At 68.5% G+C, this 16,314-nt stretch carries 14 protein-coding genes; 6 read left to right on the top strand and 8 right to left on the bottom strand.

The features are described from left to right. Positions 1–38: 38 nt before the first annotated feature. Genes CP983_RS15110 through CP983_RS15120 form a run of 3 tightly spaced genes read right to left on the bottom strand, consistent with a single transcriptional unit; the run spans position 39 to position 1,531 of the window. Positions 39–446: a DUF6113 family protein gene (locus CP983_RS15110; protein ID WP_150499879.1), complete on the bottom strand. Its 408-nt coding sequence runs from the start codon at positions 444–446 to the stop codon at positions 39–41. Further along, positions 443–1,306 (bottom strand): N-acetyl-1-D-myo-inositol-2-amino-2-deoxy-alpha-D-glucopyranoside deacetylase, encoded by an 864-nt coding sequence (gene mshB / locus CP983_RS15115; RefSeq protein WP_150499880.1) that lies wholly within the window; start codon positions 1,304–1,306, stop codon positions 443–445. Before mshB ends, CP983_RS15110 begins: the two co-directional genes overlap by 4 nt. Before the next feature lie 30 nt (positions 1,307–1,336). Beyond that, entirely contained in the window at positions 1,337–1,531 is a 195-nt protein-coding gene (locus CP983_RS15120; RefSeq protein ID WP_019755516.1) for a hypothetical protein, read from the bottom strand. A gap of 173 nt (positions 1,532–1,704) precedes the next feature. On the opposite strand from CP983_RS15120, the gene CP983_RS15125 reads away from it, so the two are divergent. After that, positions 1,705–3,825 carry a prolyl oligopeptidase family serine peptidase gene (locus CP983_RS15125; RefSeq protein ID WP_150499881.1) on the top strand — a complete coding sequence of 707 codons (2,121 nt, stop codon included), beginning with the start codon at positions 1,705–1,707 and terminating at the stop codon, positions 3,823–3,825. 163 nt (positions 3,826–3,988) lie between these two features. Here CP983_RS15125 and CP983_RS15130 read toward each other — a convergent pair whose 3' ends face one another. The 5 genes from CP983_RS15130 to CP983_RS15150 are packed head-to-tail and all read right to left on the bottom strand — an operon-like array spanning position 3,989 to position 9,548. Continuing rightward, the gene (locus CP983_RS15130) at positions 3,989–5,023 is read right to left on the bottom strand and encodes an ABC transporter ATP-binding protein (RefSeq protein WP_107903179.1); all 1,035 of its coding nucleotides are present in this window, start codon (positions 5,021–5,023) and stop codon (positions 3,989–3,991) included. Beyond that, complete coding sequence (locus CP983_RS15135) at positions 5,016–5,990, bottom strand: ABC transporter ATP-binding protein (protein ID WP_150499882.1); 975 nt, start codon at positions 5,988–5,990, stop codon at positions 5,016–5,018. The genes CP983_RS15130 and CP983_RS15135 overlap by 8 nt, the downstream gene beginning before the upstream one ends. A 7-nt stretch (positions 5,991–5,997) precedes the next feature. Continuing rightward, positions 5,998–6,999, bottom strand: coding sequence for an ABC transporter permease (locus CP983_RS15140; protein ID WP_107903181.1), 1,002 nt, complete (start codon positions 6,997–6,999; stop codon positions 5,998–6,000). Continuing rightward, positions 6,992–7,915 (bottom strand): ABC transporter permease, encoded by a 924-nt coding sequence (locus CP983_RS15145; RefSeq protein ID WP_150499883.1) that lies wholly within the window; start codon positions 7,913–7,915, stop codon positions 6,992–6,994. The genes CP983_RS15140 and CP983_RS15145 overlap by 8 nt, the downstream gene beginning before the upstream one ends. A gap of 7 nt (positions 7,916–7,922) precedes the next feature. Beyond that, entirely contained in the window at positions 7,923–9,548 is a 1,626-nt protein-coding gene (locus tag CP983_RS15150; protein ID WP_150499884.1) for a peptide ABC transporter substrate-binding protein, read from the bottom strand. A 495-nt stretch (positions 9,549–10,043) separates the two neighbouring features. Between CP983_RS15150 and CP983_RS15155 the strand changes: the two genes are divergently transcribed. The 5 genes from CP983_RS15155 (at position 10,044) to CP983_RS15175 (ending at position 16,175) form a co-directional block, all read left to right on the top strand. Further along, positions 10,044–11,072, top strand: coding sequence for an ABC transporter permease (locus CP983_RS15155; protein ID WP_125527098.1), 1,029 nt, complete (start codon positions 10,044–10,046; stop codon positions 11,070–11,072). Positions 11,073–11,148: 76 nt separating this feature from the next. Next, a complete protein-coding gene (locus CP983_RS15160; RefSeq protein WP_125527097.1) occupies positions 11,149–12,906 on the top strand; it encodes an ABC transporter substrate-binding protein in 1,758 nt (585 codons plus the stop codon). 105 nt (positions 12,907–13,011) lie between these two features. Then, complete coding sequence (locus CP983_RS15165) at positions 13,012–13,992, top strand: ABC transporter permease (RefSeq protein ID WP_107903188.1); 981 nt, start codon at positions 13,012–13,014, stop codon at positions 13,990–13,992. Positions 13,993–14,066: 74 nt separating this feature from the next. Then, the gene (locus CP983_RS15170) at positions 14,067–15,101 is read left to right on the top strand and encodes an ABC transporter ATP-binding protein (protein ID WP_093747183.1); all 1,035 of its coding nucleotides are present in this window, start codon (positions 14,067–14,069) and stop codon (positions 15,099–15,101) included. Positions 15,102–15,131: 30 nt separating this feature from the next. Then, positions 15,132–16,175, top strand: coding sequence for an ABC transporter ATP-binding protein (locus CP983_RS15175; RefSeq protein WP_093866039.1), 1,044 nt, complete (start codon positions 15,132–15,134; stop codon positions 16,173–16,175). Positions 16,176–16,314 lie beyond the last annotated feature (139 nt).

Genomic DNA, 16,314 nt, shown 5'->3' on the forward strand with positions numbered 1-16,314 from the left:
ACGGGACTCGCACGAGTACGTCGTGGAGAAGTGGTACGTCAATTGCCAAGTCGGACGCCGTCGCCACCCGGTTGCCGTACGGGAGCGAGGGTGGCGCAGATCACAGCAATGGCCATGCCGCCGAGCAGGAAGAGATAGGAGGAGACTCCTGTTCCGAACAGGAAGTCGCCCTCCGGACGGCTGGCGGTCAGCAGGATGACGGAGATCATCCAGCCGCCGGCCGGCGCGACGGCCCCGGCGCGGCTGCCCATCGCCCGGCCGGCGCCCAGCAGCAGTCCGGCCTCGCCGGCGATGGCGAGCAGCAGACCGCCCGGGAACCACGCGGGCTGCACCAGGGCGCCGGCCACGCCGACCACCCCGCCGAGCACGAAGAGGGCGACATAGGCGAGGACCCGCAGGGCGGAGGGCCGCTTCAGCTTGATCGGCTGGGCGAGCATCGAGCTCATGACGCCTCCGGGGCGGTGAGACCGGCGAACAGGTCGGACTCGGGCCGCGACCCCGGCTCGCCGCGCACCAACTCGTAGTACTCGGTGGTGAACAGCGGCTGCGCGAGTTCGTTGGACAGCACGAAGTACGGCTCGGCCACCTCGATCTGGGTGGCGTGCGCGCGCATCGCGGCGGCCTTGGCCGCGGCGTGGGCGGTGCCGTCGATCACGGTGGTGATCCGGTCGTCGGCGACGACTCCCGGTACGTCGGCGACGGTGGCGGCCTTGCCGAAGGGCAGACCGGGCAGATCCGCCTGAAGCCGGGCGAACGCCTCGTCGGCGGCGGTGCGCGGGACCCGGTTCCAGTAGACCTTGGGGATCTCCCACCCGGTGTCCACGGCCAGCTCGGCCGCGCGCATGGCGATGCGGTGGGTCTGGATGTGGTCGGGGTGTCCGTAGCCGCCGTCGGGGTCGTAGGTGACCAGGACCTGGGGGCGTACCTCCAGGATGACCTCGACCAGCTCGCGGGCGGCCGTGTCGACGTCCGCCTGCCACAGGCTCGCGGGGTCGTCGTTGTCGGCGATGCCCATCATCCCGGAGTCCTCGTAACGGCCCCTGCCGCCGAGGAGACGGAAGTCCTCGACGCCGAGTTCGCGCATCGCCGCGGTGAGCTCGCCGAGGCGGTGTTCGCCCAGCTCGGTACCGGTGAGGTGCCGGAGCTCCGGGGGAATGACCTCGCCGTGCTCACCGAGGGTGCAGGTCACCAGGGTGACCCTGACACCCTCGGCCGCGTACCTGGCCATGGTCGCGCCGTTGTTGATCGACTCGTCGTCCGGGTGCGCGTGCACCAGGAGAAGACGCCGGTCGGGGAGTTCCGTCATGGCCCCCACCCTACGAGGCGGCCGGTTCACTCAGAACTTGATGCTTCCGATCATGCCCGCGATGTTCGTCGTCAGCTCACTGATGGTCGGAGCGACGGTCGAGGACGCCAGGTAGAAGCCCAGCAGCATGCACACCACCGCATGTCCGGCCTTCAGTCCTGATTTCTTGATCAGAAGGAAGACGATGATCGCCAGCAGCACCACCGCCGAAATCGAGAGTGCCACGGCGGCTCACCTCCAAGAATCCCAAGCGGGGGTCGGACTATGGGGGCAGATAAATCCATCAAGCAGCCAGCAGGTTCATACCCACTATGCGGTTGTGATCATAACTATCCGTACGTGCGCATCGATCGGCGCACAGCCGCACAAGGGGGCGCACTGGCCAATATGGTCGGGGCATGACGACCGACCCTGTGTCCTTCCCCCGACGGCACGCCCGCACCCAGAGGTTCACGCTCGGCGCGCCGCGCGCGTTCGCGGTGGCGCCCGACGGTTCCCGTGTCGTGTTCCTGCGCTCCACCTCCGGTACGGACCCGGCGAGTTCGCTGTGGGTGCTCGACACGGCGAGCGGCGAGGAGCGCGTGGCCGCCGACCCGCGCGCCCTGCTGGGCGGGGCCTCGGAGGACCTCTCGCCCGAGGAGCGGGCGCGGCGCGAGCGCAGCCGTGAGGGCGGCGCCGGCATCGTCGGCCACGCCACCGACAACGCCGTCGAGTTGGCGTCTTTCGCCTTGTCAGGGCGGCTTTTCACGGCCGAGCTGCAAGCCGGGACGGCCCGTGAACTCCCGGTCCCCGGGCCGGTGATCGACCCGCGCCCCTCCCCCGACGGACGGCACATCGCGTATGTCGCGCAGGGCGCGCTGCGGGTGGTGGGCGCCGAGGGTGAGGGCGACCGTGCGCTGGCCGAGCCGGAGTCGGACGGGGTCACCTACGGGTTGGCCGAGTTCATCGCGGCCGAGGAGATGGCGCGCTACCGGGGCTTTTGGTGGAGCCCCGAGTCGGACCGGCTCCTGGTGGCGCGCGTGGACGACACGCCGGTGCACCGGTGGTGGATCTCCGATCCGGCGCGTCCGGAGCGGGAACCGCAGCGGGTGGCGTATCCGGCGGCGGGCACACCGAACGCGGAGGTCCGGCTGTTCGCGATCGGGCTGGACGGGGCCCGCACGGAGGTCTCCTGGGACCGGGCGCGCTATCCGTATCTGGCGCGAGTGCACTGGTCAGCGGCGGGGGCGCCGCTGCTGCTCGTACAGGCGCGCGACCAGCTCAGCCAGCTGTTCCTGGCCGTGGACCCGGCGACGGGGGCGACCCGGATGGTGCACGCGGACGAAGATCCACAATGGCTGGAACTTTTCCCCGGCGTGCCCTGCTGGAGTCCTGCCGGGCATCTTGTGCGGATCGCCGACGAGGGCGGGGCGCGGGTGCTCACGGTGGGCGAACGCCCGCTGACGGGACCCCAGTTGCACGTCCGCGCGGTGCTGGACGTCACCTCCGACGACGTACTGATCTCGGCGTCGGCGGGCGAGGCGGCGGCCGAGCCGGAGATCGGCGAAGTGCATGTGTACCGGGTGAACGAGCTCGGCGTGGAGCGTGTCTCGCAGGAGCCCGGCGTGCACGCGGCGGTGCGCGCCGGCGGGGTGACGGTCCTGGTGTCCCATACGCCGGACCGGCCCGGGGCCGAGGTACAGGTGCTGCGGGATACAAAGCGGATTGGCTTGGTCCGCTCCTATGCCGAAGATCCAGGTCTGTCCCCGCGCATCACCCTCACCACAGGGGGCGCACGCCGCATCCCGTGCGCCGTGCTTATGCCTCGGGACTACGCCGGTGACACCCCACTCCCGGTTTTGCTGGATCCCTACGGGGGACCGCACGGCCAGCGGGTGGTGGCCGCCCACAACCCGCATCTGACCTCGCAGTGGTTCGCCGACCAGGGCTTCGCGGTGATCGTCGCCGACGGCCGCGGCACGCCGGGACGCTCTCCCGCCTGGGAGAAGGCCGTCAAGGACGACATCGCGGCGATCGTGGTGCAGGACCAGATCGACGCGTTGCAGGGGCTCGCCGAGCGGTTCCCGCTCGACCTGACCCGGGTGGCGATCCGGGGCTGGTCCTTCGGCGGCTATCTGGCGGGGCTCGCGGTGCTGCGCCGCCCGGACGTCTTCCACGCGGCCGTGGTCGGCGCCCCGGTCAGCGATCTGCGCCTGTACGACACCCACTACCAGGAGCGCTACGTCGGGCACCCCGCGGAACAGCCGGAGGTCTACCGGCGCAACTCGCTGATCGACGACACGGGCCTGGTGGAGCCGGCCGAGCCGCACCGCCCGATGATGATCGTGCACGGGCTGGCGGACGACAACGTGGTCGTCGCCCACTCCCTGCGGCTGTCCTCGGCCCTGCTGGCCGCCGGCCGCCCGCACGAGGTGCTGCCGCTGTCCGGGGTGACCCACATGACCCCGCAGGAGGAGGTCGCGGAGAACCTGCTGCTGCTCCAGCTCGACTTCCTGAGGCGGTCGCTCGGCCTCGCGTGACGGGCAACGGACCGGGGTGACATGGCGCACCCCGGTCCGTTCACGGCACCCGCACGGCCGTACGCTGTACAGCCTGACGCGTCCGTATATCGGAATCGGGTCGGCCAAGTTGCCTGCGTGTTAACGCAGTTGATGCGCTTTTGCACGACTATGACAGCACAGGTCACAGCGTCTTCGCCGCGACCACCTGCTTCTCCTCCGCGAAATGGCACGCCGACTCGTGCCCCGCGGGACCGCCCGGCTCCCGCGGCCGCGCCGGCACCGCGAGCAGCGGCACCTCCTCGGCGCACACGTCCTGCGCCTTCCAGCAGCGGGTGCGGAACCGGCAGCCGGAGGGCACGTTCGTCGGGGAGGGGACGTCGCCGGTGAGGATGATCCGCTCGCGGCGCTCCCTGGCCTCCGGGTCGGGCACGGGCACCGCGGAGAGCAGCGCCTGGGTGTAGGGGTGCGTGGGGCGGTCGTAGATCTCGGTGTCCCGGCCGGTCTCCACGATCCGGCCGAGGTACATCACCCCGACCCGGTCGGAGATGTGCCGGACGATCGACAGGTCGTGGGCGATGAAGACGTAGGAGAGCTTGAACTCGCTCTGGAGGCGGGCCATCAGATTGATGACCTGGGCCTGCACGGAGACGTCCAGCGCGGAGACCGGCTCGTCGGCGACGATGATCTCCGGGCGCAGGGCCAGGCCCCGGGCGATGCCGATGCGCTGGCGCTGGCCGCCGGAGAACTGGTGCGGATAGCGGTTGATGTACTCGGGGTTGAGGCCGACCACGTCCAGCAGTTCCTGGACCTTGCGGCGCCGGTCGCCCCTGGGCGCCGCCTCGGGGTGGATCTCGTACGGCTCCCCGATGATGTCGCCCACCGTCATACGGGGGTTGAGGGAGGTGTACGGGTCCTGGAAGACCATCTGGATGTTGCGCCGTACGGCCTTCAGGGCGCGGCCGGAGAGCCGGGTGATGTCCTCGCCCTTGTACTTGATGGAGCCGGCGGTCGGGCGTTCCAGGTTGACCAGCATCCTGGCGACGGTCGACTTGCCGCAGCCGGACTCGCCGACGACGCCGAGGGTCTCGCCGCGGTGCAGGGTGAGGTCGACGCCGTCGACCGCCTTCACCGAGCCGACCTGTTTCCTGAAGAGCACGCCGCGGGTGAGCGGATAGTGCTTGACGAGCCCGCGGACCTCCAGAATCGCCTCAGCCATTCAGGCACTCCCTCCACAGGTGGCAGGCGCTGCGCCGGTCCTCGGAGACCTCGTACGGGGCGGGCACGTCGGTGCGGCACACGTCCTGGGCCATCGGGCAGCGGGGATGGAAGGCGCAGCCGCGCGGGATGTCCATGAGGTTGGGCGGCAGGCCCTTGATGGCGTAGAGCTCGCGGCCCTTGAGGTCCAGGCGCGGGACGGAGTCCAGCAGGCCGCGGGTGTACGGGTGGGCGGGCGCCTTGTAGATGTCGTGGACCGGCGCCGACTCCACGATCCGGCCCGCGTACATCACCGCGATCCGGTCGGCGACGTCCGCGACCACGCCGAGGTCGTGGGTGATGAGGATCAGGGCCATGGCGTACTCGCGCTGCAGCTCCGCCAGCAGATCCATGACCTGGGCCTGGACGGTGACGTCGAGGGCGGTCGTCGGCTCGTCGGCGATGATGAGCGCCGGTTCGAGGGCGAGAGCCATCGCGATCATGATGCGCTGGCGCATGCCGCCGGAGAACTGGTGCGGGTACTGCTTCACGCGCTCCTTGGCGGCCGGGATGCGCACGCGGTCCATCAGCTCGACGGCCCTGGCCCGCGCGTCCTTGCGTGACATGCCCCGGTGCACGACGAACATCTCGCCGAGCTGCTCCCCCACGGAGAGCACGGGGTTCAGGGAGGACAGCGCGTCCTGGAAGATCATCGCCATCTCGGCGCCGCGGACCTTGCGCCGCTCCTCCTCCTTCAGCCCCAGCAGGTCCCGCCCCTGGAACACGATCTCGCCGCCGGTGATCCGGCCGGGCGGTGTGTCGAGGATCCCCATCACGGCCTGCGCGGTCACCGACTTCCCGGATCCGGACTCGCCGAGCACGGCGAGGGTCTCGCCCGCGTCCACGCCGTAGCTGACGCCGTTGACGGCCTGGGCGACCCCGTCCCTGGTGCGGAACTCCACGTGCAGGTCGCGCACTTCGAGCAGCATCGGCGGCTCACCTCAGCTTCGGGTCGAGGGCGTCGCGCACGGCGTCGCCGAGCATGATGAACGCCAGGACGGTGACCGCGAGCGCCCCGGAGGGCCACAGCAGGGCGTGCGGCGCATTGCGGATGTACGGGGACGCCGCCGAGATGTCGATGCCCCAGGAGACGCTGGGCGGCTTCAGGCCCACGCCCAGGTAGGACAGGGTCGCCTCCAGAGCGATGTACGTGCCGAGCGCGATGGTCGCGACCACGATCACCGGGGCGACCGCGTTCGGGGCGATGTGGCGCAGCAGGATCCGGGAGTTCGAGGCGCCCAGGGCGCGGGCGGCCTGGACGTAGTCGTTCTGCTTGGCGGTGATGACCGCGCCGCGGGCGATGCGGGAGAGCTGCGGCCAGCCGAGCAGCACGATGAAGCCGATGACCGGCCAGACGCTGTTGCTGGTCACGACCGACAGCAGGACCAGGCCGCCGAGGACGACCGGGATGGCGAAGAAGACGTCGGTGATCCGGGACAGGACGGAGTCCCACAGGCCGCCGAAGAAGCCGGCGAGCGCGCCGAGGACCGAGCCGAGGAGGGCGACCCCGAGCGTGGCGCAGACGCCGACCGAGACGGACGTACGGGCCCCGTAGACCGTGCGCGTGTAGACGTCGCAGCCCTGCCCGTCGTAGCCGAAGGGATGGCCCGGCCCGGCGCCCTGCTGGGCCCTGGCGAGGTCGCACTTGAGGGGGTTGCCGGAGGCGATCAGCGAGGGCCACAGGGAGATGACGACGAGGAAGACGATGATCAGGGCCGAGACCAGGAAGACCGGGTTGCGGCGCAGGTCCCGCCAGGCGTCGGACCACAGCGACCGGGGTCTGCCCGCCGCCCCTGGCCCGCCGCCCGCCGGCGCGTCGGCGGTGGGCGGCCGCTGCTCCAGGATCTCCGCCTCGGTCGTGGCGAGGCCCGCCACCGCGGCCATGGCCGCCCCGGTCCCCGCGGCGGCTCCCTCGGACTCCAGCGGCGGCTCAGGCATAGCGGATCCTCGGGTCGAGTACGGCGTACAGGAGGTCGACGACCAGGTTGCACAGGAGGAAGACGAGGACGAGGACCGTCACGAAGCCGACGACGGTCTGGGTGTTCTGGCGCAGGATGCCCTGGTAGAGCTGGTAGCCGACGCCGTGGATGTTGAAGATCCGCTCGGTGACGATCGCCCCGCCCATCAGGAAGCCGATGTCGGCGCCGATGAAGGTGACCACGGGGATGAGCGAGTTGCGCAGCAGGTGCCGGGTGACGACCCGGCGCCGGGGCAGGCCCTTGGCGACCGCGGTACGGACGTAGTCGGAGGTCCGGTTCTCCGCGATGGAGGTGCGGGTCAGCCGGGTGACGTACGCCAGGGAGACCGACGCGAGGACGAGGCCCGGCACGATCAGCTCGCCGAAGGGGGCGTCCGGGGAGACGGACGGGCGGATCCAGCCCCACTCCACGCCGAGCAGCAGCTGGAGCAGCAGGCCGGTGACGAAGGTGGGGACGGAGATGACGACGAGGGTGAGCAGGAGGACGCCGGTGTCGACGGGGCGGCCGCGGCGCAGGCCGGTGACGACGCCCAGGCTGATCCCGATGACCACCTGGAAGACGATCGCCACGACGGTCAGCCGGATGGTGACGGGGAAGGCCGTCGACATCAGCTCGGTGACCTCCTGGCCGTTGAAGGCCGTACCGAAGTCGCCCGTGAAGAGGTTCGCCATGTAGGTCAGGTATTGCTGCCACACGGGCTTGTCGAGGCCGAACTCCTTCCTCAGCTGCGCGGCCGTCGCCGGGTCGCACTGCCGGTCGCCGCACAGGCCCGCGACGGGGTCGCCCATCACGTTGACCATGAGGAAGATGAGCAGGGTGGCCCCGATGAACACCGGGACCATCTGCACCAGGCGCCGGACCACGTAGCCGCCCATGGCGGACTCAGCCGACCTTGATCTCGTTGTAGACGGGGACGCTGAACGGGTTGAGGGCCACGTTCGAGAGCCGGTCCGACCAGCCGGCGCTGCCGTTCTGGTACCAGAGCGGGATGGACGCCATGTTGTCCCGGACGACCTCCTCGGCCTGCTGGAAGGTCTGGACGGCCTTGGCCACGTCGGTCTCGGCGTTCGCCCGGTCGATGAGCTTGTCGAACTCCTCGTTGGACCACTTGCCGTCGTTGGAGGAGGCGTTGGTGTAGTAGAGGGGCTGGAGGAAGTTCTGGGGCAGCGGGTAGTCCATCTGCCAGCCCGCCCGGAAGGGGCCGGAGAGCTTCTGGGTCGTGGACTTGCTGCGGAAGTCGGCGAAGGTGCCGATCGGGTTGCCGACGCAGGCCCGGTCGTTGTCCAGGGCGTTGTTGATGGAGTTGCAGACGGCGTCCACCCACAGCTTGTGGGAGCCGGTGTCCGCGTTGTACGTGATCTTGACCTGGCCGCCGGGCAGCCCGCCGCCCTCGGCGATCAGCTTCTTGGCCGCCGCCGCGTCGTACTCGCACCACTGACCGCACAGACCCGCCTTGTAGCCGCCCTCGGCGCCTAGGACGGGTGAGGTCCAGTCGGTGGCGGGGGTGCGGGTCCCCTGGAAGATCGTCCGGGTGATCTGGTCGCGGTCGATGGCCCGGGAGAGCCCCTGGCGGACCTTGACCGAGCCGGCCTTGGTCCACTCCTTGTCGTAGTGGGGGAAGGACAGGGTCTGGATGATGCCGGCCGGGGTGTTGAGGTAGCGGTCGCCGAGGTCGCCGCGGACGTTCTTCAGCTGCTGGGCCGGTACGTCGTCGACGAGGTCGAGGTTGCCGGCCATGAGGTCGGTGTAGGCCGTGTTGTTGTCCGTGTAGACCTTCAGGGTGACGCCGTCGTTGCGTGCCGCGTCCTCGCCCGGGTAGCCGCCCCACCTCGCCAGCTGCATCTCGGAGCCCTTGGTGTACGACTGAACGGTGTAGGGGCCGTTCCCGACGGGCTTGGACAGCCAGGCGGCGTGGTCGTCGAAGAACGCCCGGGGAAGCGGGACGAAGGCGTTGTAGCCGAGGGTGTCGGGGAAGCTGGAGAACTTCTGGCTGAGCGCGACGGTGAAGGTGCGCTCGTCGACCACCTTCAGCCCGGACATGGTGGCGGCCCGCTGCTCGCCCTGTTCCGGGTGGACCTGGTCGTAGCCCGCGATGTACCCGAAGAAGTAGGCGTTCTTCTGGTTGTTCTTCAGGCTCGCCCCGTAGTTCCAGGCGTCCACGAAGGACCGGGCGGTGACCTTCTCACCGTTGCTGAAGGTCCAGCCGTCCTTGACGGTGATCGTGTAGTTCCGTGAGTTGGTGGTCTCGATCCTCTCGGCGAGCACGTCCTCGGCCTCGCCGGTCCGGGGGTCGTACTGCTTCAGACCCCGGAAGATCATGTTGAGCACCTTGCCGCCCTGCACCTCGTTGGTGTTGGCCGGCTCCAGCGGGTTCTGCGGATCGGTCCACGAAGAGCTCAGCACCGCGCCGCCGGCGCCGGTGGTGTCACCCCCGCCCCCGCAGGCAGTCGTCGCGAGCGCAACCGCCATCGCGCATGCGGCCCATCGGGCGTGCGTCGCTCCACGCATGGAGTGCCTCCTCTGGCGCTGATCCGTTACGGGCCAATATCGAGTCAAAAGCCGCATAGCGCACACGGGCTCAAGCCAATGGAGCGACACACCATCCGGATGCACGCATCGGCGCGTGCGACGAAACGGACTTCTCCCACCCACCCCCTTCACCCGGTCCGCCGATCTTTGGCGGAGCACGCAATGGATCTTCGCCATCCGATGCCGAACCGTTGGATTACGACCCTTGGATGTACACATTTCGGTACTGGACCGTCCGCATAACGAACTCGTTGCCCGAATAGTCCAGTTGGTCCGAGTCAAGGCACGACTCCATCACGTTGCGCTACCCGCGTAGCTACGGAATGGTCAAGGCAGGGTAAAGAACGTAAAGAGACAACCAAGTCGGCCGAGAATTTATTGACCTTGAATGAATTGCGTTGAAAAAGTCCGGCGTAGCCCGTAGGGGAGCGTGCCCTGCGGAGTCATCAGACCCTCCCTTGGGCCAGGAGCACCATGACCCCCCCAACTCCATCCGCGGCTGCCCCGCTTGAGGCGACTGACGAGAGCATCGAGAAGTCGCCTTCGCCCTCCACCCATAAGGGCAGCGAGAGCCGCTCGCCGGGACGGCTGGCGTGGAACCGCTTCAAGCGGGACCGCACGGGCGTCATATCGGCGTACGTCGTGATCTTCTTCTTCGCGATCGCGCTCGGTGCTCCGCTCATAGCGAAGCTGTACGGGAAGGATCCGTACACCACCTACGCGAGCAAGCAGCCCGAGCTGCTCAACGCCTTCGCGTACCCGGCGGGCCCGAACGGCGGCATCAGTTCGGACTTCTGGTTCGGCGTCGAGCCGCAGCTCGGCCGTGACGTCTTCACCTTCCTGCTCTACGCGATCCGCACCTCGCTGGGCATCGCCCTCGCCGCCACCGTGCTCACCGTCGTCGTCGGCGTGGTCATCGGTGTCACCGCGGGCTATCTCGGCGGCAAGACGGACTACCTCGTGGGCCGGATCATCGACATCCTGCTGTCGTTCCCGTCCACCCTCTTCTTCATCGCCTTCATGCCTGTCGTGTACGGGCTCTTCGTGGCTCCGGACGAGAACATCCCGACCTCGCTGCGTGCCGCAGGCCTGATCATCGTGCTCTCCGCCTTCGGCTGGGCTTCCATCGCCCGTCTGCTGCGCGGCCAGGTACTCGGCCTGCGCGAGCGGGAGTTCGTCGAGGCCGCCAAGGTCACGGGCGCATCACCGCGGCGTATCGTCTTCAAGGAACTGCTGCCCAACCTGTGGACGCCGATCATCATCCAGTCCACGCTGATGCTCCCGGCCTTTGTGACCGCGGAGGCGGGTCTCGCCTTCCTCGGCGTCGGCATGATCGACCCGACCCCGGACTGGGGCGTCATGATCCAGCGAGGCGCCCAGTTCTACACCGAGGACCTCACCTTCATGCTCTTCCCGGGCCTGTCCATGGTGATCTTCGTGCTCGCGTTCAACCTCCTCGGTGACTCGGTGCGTGACGCACTCGACCCGAAGTCCAAGCGCTGACTCCGGCTCTTTTCAGGACCACGGCAAAGTCGCCGGGTGCCGGATCTCTCTCATCAACCCAACAAGGCAGGATGCGATGTCCTTCTCGCGTAGAAACTTCCTGATCGCCACCGGCGTGGCCGCGGCGTCCACCTCGGTGCTGAGCGCGTGCAGCAGCGGCAGCGAGGGCGGCTCGCAGGACAAGGCCCCGAAGGTGACGGGCTCCAAGACCACGGAGATCCCCGTCGGCACCAAGGCCGACTCCACCGGCCCGGCCCCCGAGGTCAAGGGCGCGGTCAAGGGCGGGACGATCTACTCGCTCCAGCAGTTCGACATGGACCACATGGACCCGGCGCAGATCTACGTCTCGACCGAGGGCGCCATCACCGTTCCGATCATGCGCGGTCTGACCGGCTACAAGCTGGACGACAAGGGCAACGCGGTCCTGGTCGGCGACGCCGCGACCGACGCCGGCACCATGAAGGACGGCGGCAAGACCTGGACGTACACCATCAAGGACGGCATCAAGTGGGAGGACGGCTCCGACCTCTCCATGGACGACGTCCGTCACACCTTCGAGCGCCTCTTCGCGTCCTTCGTGACCGAGGGTCCGCGTTACGTCCAGGACTTCCTCGAGGGCGGCGACAAGTACAAGGGCCCCTACGACGGCAAGAGCCTCGACTCCATCGAGGTCGACGGCAAGAACATCACCTTCCGTCTCAAGGAAGCCCGCGTCGACTTCAACTACACGCTCGCGATGCGTGGTTACTCCCTGGTGCCCAAGAAGCAGGACACCAAGGAGAAGTACGACAAGAAGCCGTTCTCCTGCGGCCCGTACAAGGTCGACAGCCGTAGCATCGGCAAGTCGATGACCTTCGTGCGCAACGAGCACTGGGACCCGAAGACGGACCCGATCCGCAACGCGTACCCGGACAAGTTCCTCTTCCAGTTCGGCTACGAGCTGGTGGCGTCCACCGACCGCTGGATCGCGGACCAGGGCAACGACCAGTACGCGGTGCCGATCTTCAACGAGGTCGCCCCCGAGCGCCTCGCCCAGGTCCTCACCAACGCCGAGCTCAAGAAGCGCGTCCTCACCGCGGTCGACACGGTCACCTACTACTGGCCGATCAACACGACCCGCATCAAGGACGTCAAGGTCCGCCAGGCCATCAACTACGCCTGGCCGCACCAGCAGCTCCAGACCATCGGCGGCGGTGCCGCGTCCCAGGAGATCGCCACCACGATCTTCGCCCCGGTGACGCCCGGTTACACCAAGTTCGACCTGTACGGCGTGGACAAGAAGCCGGGCGGCAACCCCGAGAAGGCCAAGGCCCTGCTGAAGGAGGCCGGCAAGGTCGGCCAGAAGCTGGTCATCGCCTACCAGCAGTCGGACACCGCGGTGAAGACCGCCGTCGCGATCAAGAACGCGCTGGAAGAGGCCGGCTTCACGGTCGTCAACAAGCAGGTCGACAAGTCGACGTTCTACACCCAGATCGGCAAGATCGACAACGACTTCGACCTGTTCGCCGCGGGCTGGAGCCCGGACTGGCCGGGTGGCTACTCGCAGTTCTACCCCTGCTGGAGCGGCAAGAACATCGGCGACGGCCGCAGCAACTACGCCCAGCTGAACGACCCGGGCGTCAACAAGGCCATCGACGCCGCGGGCAAGATCGCGGACGTGGAGGAGGCCAACAAGGCCTGGGGCAACGTCGACAAGATGATCATGGAGCTCGCCGCGGTCGTCCCGGACTACCACAAGATCCGGAACTACATGTACGGCTCCAAGGTCGGCAACGTGCTGTGGGACGCCGGCAACACCTGCGTCGCGCTCACCAAGCTCTACGCCAAGAAGTAAGCGAGCACGACCCCTTGGGGGCGGCCATCCCGTATGGCCGCCCCTGCGGCCCACCCCCCTCTACTTCCCCCCGGCGACGGCGCCCCGTCCGGAAAGTCACGCCTCATGTTCCGCTTCCTTGTCCGCCGAGTCACCGGCGCGCTGGTCATTCTGTTGATCATCAGCGCCATCACCTTCTGGCTCTTCTACGCCGTGCCGCGTGACCCCGCGATGATGTCCTGCGGCAAGAACTGCACGCCCGAGAACCTGGCGCAGATCCGGCAGAACCTGGGCATCGACAAGCCGATCCCGGTGCAGTACTGGCTGTGGCTCGTCGGCGTCTTCGTCGGACGCGACTACACCACCTGGGGCCACTGCGACGCCCCGTGCCTCGGGTACTCCTTCTCGAACAACGAGCCCGTCTTCGGCACGATCATGGACCGTCTGCCGACGACCCTCTCGCTCGCCTTCGGCGCGGCTGTCGTCTTCCTGATCCTCGGCGTCGGCGCCGGCATGATCGCGGCCCTCAAGCAGGGCAAGTTCCTGGACAAGTTCGCCAGCTCGGCCTCGCTGCTCGGCTCCTCGCTCCAGATCTACTTCGTCGGTTACATCGCGATGTTCTTCTTCGTCGCGCAGCTGCAGTGGCTCGACCAGCCGCAGTGGACCCCGCTCACCGACAACCCGGCCGCCTGGTTCTCCGGACTGCTGTTGCCCTGGCTGGTCCTCGCGATCATCTTCACGGCCAACTACACCCGTATGACGCGCTCCCAGCTCGTGGAGCAGCTCAGCGAGGACTACGTCCGTACGGCACGCGCCAAGGGTCTGTCCCGGTCGAACGTCTTCTTCCGGTTCGCCTGGCGCGGCGCGATGGGCCCCATCGTCACGGTGTTCGGCATCGACCTGGGCACGCTGATCGGTGGTGCCATCATCACCGAGTCGACCTTCAGCCTCCCGGGCATCGGCCGGCTCGCGGTGAAGTCGGTCGACCAGAGCGACCTGCCGATGCTGCTCGGGGTGACCCTTCTGGCGGCCGGCGCGATCGTCTTCGCCAACATCATCGTCGACGCCGTCTACGCACTCATCGACCCGCGGATCCGGCTCGCCTGACCTCCGCCGAGCCGTATCCCTCCCACCGCCCCACCGGGCAATCCCCCTCGCATCACCCCTCCAGGAGCGTCCCCGTGACGAGCACCGATCAGCAGCCCTTCCTCTCCGTCAGGGACCTTCAGGTCCACTTCTCCACCGAGGACGGCATCGTCAAGGCCGTCGACGGGCTCTCCTTCGACCTGGCCAAGGGCAAGACGCTCGGCATCGTGGGTGAGTCGGGATCCGGCAAGTCCGTCACCAACCTGACGATCCTGGGTCTGCACGACCCGTTCCGCACCAAGATCGACGGCGAGATCCTGCTGGACGGCAAGGAGCTGCTGACCGCCTCCGAGCGGGAGATGGAGCGGCTGCGCGGCAACAAGATGTCCATGATCTTCCAGGACGCGCTCGCCTCGCTGTCGCCGTACCACACCATCGGCACGCAGATCGGCGAGACGTACCGCAAGCACACCGGTGCCTCCCGCAAGGAGGCCCGGGCGCGGGCGATCGAGATGCTGCGCCGGGTCGGGATCCCGCAGCCGGACATGCGGGTGGACGACTACCCGCACCAGTTCTCCGGCGGTATGCGCCAGCGCGCGATGATCGCGATGGCGCTGGTCTGCGACCCCGAGCTGCTGATCGCCGACGAGCCGACCACGGCCCTCGACGTGACGGTCCAGGCCCAGATCATGGACCTGCTCAAGGACCTCCAGCAGGAGTTCGGCACGGCGATCGTCTTCATCACGCACGACCTCGGCGTCATCGCCGACATCGCGGACGACGTGCTGGTCATGTACGGCGGACGCTGTGTGGAGCGGGGCACCAAGAAGGAGGTGCTGGCGACGCCGCAGCACCCCTACACCCTGGGCCTGCTCAGCTCCATGCCGAGTCTGGACGGCCCGGTCGACGTGCCGCTGTCGCCGATCCCGGGTTCCCCGCCGTCACTGCTGAACCCGCCCTCGGGCTGCCGTTTCCACCCGCGGTGCACCTTCGCCGAGAAGGTCCCGGGCGGACTGTGCTCCACCGAGCGGCCCGCGCTGGACGTGGTGGAGGGCCGGGGTTCCGCCTGCCACCTGCCGCTGGAGCAGCGCACGGACCTCTTCGCCGACTTCGCCGCATCCCGGCACTGACTGACGTACACGAGACGGGACTTCACCATCATGAGCAACGCGCAACCGCTCCTGGACGTCAGCGGTCTGACCAAGCACTTCCCCATCAAGGGCGGCTTCCCGATCAAGCGCACGATCGGTGCCGTCAAGGCCGTGGACGGCCTCGACTTCCAGGTGGCCGAGGGTGAGGCCCTCGGTCTGGTCGGCGAGTCGGGCTGCGGCAAGTCGACGACGGGCCGGCTGATCACCCGGCTCCTGGAGCCGACGGGCGGCAAGGTCTCCTACCGCGGCCAGGACATCACGCACGCGGGCCGCAAGCAGCTGGCGCCGATCCGGTCCGAGATCCAGATGATCTTCCAGGACCCGTACGCGTCGCTGAACCCGCGGCAGACGGTCGGCAAGATCATCTCCGGTCCGATGGAGATCAACGACATCAACCCGGCCGGCGGGCGCGAGAAGCGCGTCCGTGAGCTGCTGGAGATCGTCGGCCTGAACCCCGAGCACTTCAACCGCTTCCCGCACGAGTTCTCCGGCGGCCAGCGCCAGCGCATCGGCGTCGCCCGCGCGCTCGCCCTGGAGCCGAAGCTGATCGTCGCGGACGAACCGGTCTCCGCCCTGGACGTCTCCATCCAGGCGCAGGTCGTCAACCTGCTCCAGAAGGTCCAGCAGGAACTCGGCATCGCCTTCGTCTTCATCGCCCACGACCTCGCCGTCGTACGGCACTTCTCGCAGCGCGTGGCGGTCATGTACCTCGGCAAGATCGTCGAGATCGCCGACCGCGACGACCTGTACGAGAACCCGCGCCACCCCTACACCCGGGCGCTGCTGTCCGCGGTGCCCGAGGCGACGGTGGAGGAGACCCCCCGGGAGCGCATCCGCCTCCAGGGCGACGTCCCCTCCCCCATCAACCCGCCCTCCGGCTGCCGCTTCCGCACCCGCTGCTGGAAGGCGACGGAGAAGTGCGCGAGCGAGGCGCCGCCGCTGGTCCAGGTCGAGGGCAACAAGCCGGGTCACCTGACCGCCTGCCACTACCCGGAGACGGACGAGACCGTCCCCGCGCCGCGTCTCGCCAAGGACCCCCAGCCGGCGGCCTGACACACCCCTTTTCGTCGGTCGCCGTGCACGGAACGGACTTTCTCCGGCCCATTGACCCGAGCCCTTGAACGTCCGGTTCCAGGGGACCGAGGGCCCGCGCCTCCCCGGCGCGGGCCCTCTCCCTTTTCCCTACGGCAAC

Origin of the sequence: Streptomyces chartreusis (genome assembly GCF_008704715.1) — a bacterium.
Classification (GTDB): Bacteria; Actinomycetota; Actinomycetes; order Streptomycetales; family Streptomycetaceae; genus Streptomyces; species Streptomyces chartreusis.

Excerpts from the sequence above, each read along its gene's own strand:
- CP983_RS15110 (WP_150499879.1), bottom strand. The coding sequence starts at position 446 with ATGAGCTCGATGCTCGCCCAGCCGATCAAGCTGAAGCGGCCCTCCGCC.
- mshB (WP_150499880.1), bottom strand. The coding sequence starts at position 1,306 with ATGACGGAACTCCCCGACCGGCGTCTTCTCCTGGTGCACGCGCACCCG.
- CP983_RS15125 (WP_150499881.1), top strand. The coding sequence starts at position 1,705 with ATGACGACCGACCCTGTGTCCTTCCCCCGACGGCACGCCCGCACCCAG.
- CP983_RS15130 (WP_107903179.1), bottom strand. The coding sequence starts at position 5,023 with ATGGCTGAGGCGATTCTGGAGGTCCGCGGGCTCGTCAAGCACTATCCG.
- CP983_RS15135 (WP_150499882.1), bottom strand. The coding sequence starts at position 5,990 with ATGCTGCTCGAAGTGCGCGACCTGCACGTGGAGTTCCGCACCAGGGAC.
- CP983_RS15140 (WP_107903181.1), bottom strand. The coding sequence starts at position 6,999 with ATGCCTGAGCCGCCGCTGGAGTCCGAGGGAGCCGCCGCGGGGACCGGG.
- CP983_RS15145 (WP_150499883.1), bottom strand. The coding sequence starts at position 7,915 with ATGGGCGGCTACGTGGTCCGGCGCCTGGTGCAGATGGTCCCGGTGTTC.
- CP983_RS15150 (WP_150499884.1), bottom strand. The coding sequence starts at position 9,548 with ATGCGTGGAGCGACGCACGCCCGATGGGCCGCATGCGCGATGGCGGTT.
- CP983_RS15155 (WP_125527098.1), top strand. The coding sequence starts at position 10,044 with ATGACCCCCCCAACTCCATCCGCGGCTGCCCCGCTTGAGGCGACTGAC.
- CP983_RS15160 (WP_125527097.1), top strand. The coding sequence starts at position 11,149 with ATGTCCTTCTCGCGTAGAAACTTCCTGATCGCCACCGGCGTGGCCGCG.
- CP983_RS15165 (WP_107903188.1), top strand. The coding sequence starts at position 13,012 with ATGTTCCGCTTCCTTGTCCGCCGAGTCACCGGCGCGCTGGTCATTCTG.
- CP983_RS15175 (WP_093866039.1), top strand. The coding sequence starts at position 15,132 with ATGAGCAACGCGCAACCGCTCCTGGACGTCAGCGGTCTGACCAAGCAC.